General features: G+C 40.3%; 2 protein-coding genes and 1 rRNA gene. All 3 read right to left on the bottom strand.

What is annotated here, in order from left to right; all coding sequences use genetic code 11:
• The coding region (locus AC06OU_RS13465; RefSeq protein WP_475856415.1) for a ribonuclease YeeF family protein at positions 1–849 on the bottom strand (849 nt) is incomplete at its 3' end.
• Positions 850–1,195: 346 nt separating this feature from the next.
• On the bottom strand, positions 1,196–1,822 hold the full coding sequence (locus tag AC06OU_RS13460; protein WP_475856413.1) for an NUDIX hydrolase: 627 nt from the start codon (positions 1,820–1,822) through the stop codon (positions 1,196–1,198).
• Positions 1,823–2,560: 738 nt separating this feature from the next.
• Positions 2,561–2,658: ribosomal RNA gene (rrf, locus tag AC06OU_RS13455) — 5S ribosomal RNA — on the bottom strand; the annotation flags it as partial.

Below are 2,658 nucleotides of genomic sequence, written 5' to 3'. Positions count from 1 at the left end.
GTACTCTTTTATCAATAAACCATTTGCATATTGATGATATTGTATGTTCTCTCCAACGTTTTCATCAATTGTAATCATCCTCTTCAGCTCTAGCGCTTGAAAGGTTTTGGCAGTGATCATCGTACCGATTATTTTGTCTCTTTCTTCTACCCATAGCTTATGAGGCTCTAAATATACCTTCGGGAATAGCTCTGTCCGAATCTCGCTTCCAAACGTAATTGCATTCCACTGACTCGGCTGGAATGTAATGTCCTTTACCCCTGCTGTAAACATTCCCTCCATATCCACAAGCCAATTGCCCATCGTTTGAATATCTGCTTCAACTGTGGTTAGTGATGTGGTTTGAGAGCTATCAAATTCATGCAGCTGTAAAACCGTGTCGTCACGTTTCTTTTTAGAATTTTGAACTCCTTCTTGTACTTCACTATCATTAAGATGAGGTAGTGCAACGATATCACTTACTGTATCCATGATACTGTTTGCTTCGTTTGTAAGTCTTTCCGTTATGTTGGCAATCAGCGTCAGTCCCTGTTCCAACTCTCCCTCTAAGAATTGCTCAAGGATATACCCTGACGTATCTGGTTCTAACGACAAAAGAGCAGCTTCAATTTGTTGGAGCTTTTGCTTGTAACTATCTGAGAATGTTAGGAAAAAATGAAGGAAAGGTAAATGAACATCCGAGTAAAAACCTCGGATTGCACTACCTCCTGCCCCTTTCAATACCTCCTCCATTGCTACTAGTTCTTTAACAGTGTTTTGAATATTCCCCACTTCATTTTGCAAACGTTCCAACATAGCTATATTACGTTGCAATCCATCTTGAAGTAAGTCTACGTCTAGTATTTTCATAGGCATACCCTCATTGAATCGGGTACAATGAAGCATTTCCAATTTTCTTTATTATACAATATTCCCCACCAGATAGACATAATTTCTCCTCCTCTAGCAATCTTCCATTATCTATAATATTCCATTTTTTATATAGAAAGGTAAAGAGAAGTCTAGTATTTAGCACTAAAATGAATCAGAAGAAACAAGGTAAGTTATACAAAAATAAGCATTTAGAATTAAAGAGATATAGTATTTTGGAATTATTACTACAAAAATAAAAAGACCCTCTAATAGAGAATCTTCTTTTTGAAATACTATTTAAATCTTGGAACGCTTCGTGATAGAAACTATTTAAGTTTATTGCTTATCTATTGATACTTCTTATTGTTTCCATAAAATGCTTTAACACTCGTGCAGTTAATCCCCAAATAGTATAGTTTTTATAATCATAAAACCATTCCTCAATATCTCTAGGTCTCCATTGATATTTGTCCCCATTAAATATCTTTTCATAAGGAAAGTCCATCGGTGGCATAGGTTGAACAGAGACAGTGTGCATATAAGGCTCATAGTCTAAGAGCCAGCTAATTGGTATGGTAAATACCTCTTCAACCTCTTGTTTGTTGAAACTTTCGATTTGGTGATAATCAATAGTGGCCACGAATGGATAGACCACGAAAGATGAAGAAGCAATATAAGGACTCAATTGACCAATAACTTTTATAGATGTCGGGTCTATTCCTAACTCTTCATGTGTCTCTCTTATTGCAGCTTCCAATGGAGAGGCATCTGTAGTATCAATACGACCACCTGGAAAACTGATATCTCCGGGCTGTTTTCGCATCGTTAAGGAACGCACTTCAAACAACATATGCCATTCTCCTTCCACTTGCACAAGTGGAAGCATAATAGCTGAGCGCAGAGCTGTATCCTCCCCAATAAATAGTGGCTGGCTATGCTGTAATTTTTTTGTTAGATCCTCTAAGAACATAGAATCCCCCTTGCCTTATTTATATATATTACTAGAGTACCATGAATACTGTTTCGTTTAAATTAAATGCATAGCAAAACAAAAAAGCCATCCCCGATTACTCAGTGACGACTTCCTTTGGTGCCTAGCAACGTCCTACTCTTGCGGGCAGCCTCACCAATTGCCCAGGAACGGGTTGCTAAATCAGATAGACGACGCAAGAATTCTTCATGAATAGAGAGTTTATTTATCATTAGGTGAGTGAATCTCTCCTATTGGTGGTTGACCGACCGATTATTGGATGAAACCGACCGATTTTTTCGGGGAACCGACCGATTATTGGATATAACCGACTGAATCTCGCTTGTTAGGGCAAAATGTCTTGTCCCAAGGTCACTTGCTTATAGAGAATAGTGATCTTGATCTTATTTCTTTATAAGGACATACAAAAAAGCCGTCACCGATTACTCGGTAACGACTTTCTTTGGTGCCCAGCGACGTCCTACTCTTGCAGGGGCGACCCTCCAACTACCATCGGGGCTGCGAAACCAGATGGGCCGCAGATTTCTTCGTCAACCGCGGTCGTTCGGTTCTCGCGTATGCTATACGCTCCGAGCCTCTCTTCCTTGCTTCCTCGAACTCTTTGCCCCTCCGGCTTCTCGCCCACTTGCTTAGGGAGAGAGTGCCTTTGGCTTTTTTTTTCATATTAAACAAGACAAAAAAGCCGCCACCGATTACTCGGTAACGACTTCCTTTGATGCCCAGCGACGTCCTACTCTTGCAGGGGGAGACCCCCAACTACCATCGGCGCTGAAGAGCTTAACTTCCGTGTTCGGTATGGGAACGGGTGTGACCTC

The organism is Psychrobacillus sp. (assembly GCF_056205495.1).
This window is presented reverse-complemented; position numbering and strand designations above follow the sequence as displayed.

Excerpts from the sequence above, each read along its gene's own strand:
- AC06OU_RS13460 (WP_475856413.1), bottom strand. The coding sequence starts at position 1,822 with ATGTTCTTAGAGGATCTAACAAAAAAATTACAGCATAGCCAGCCACTA.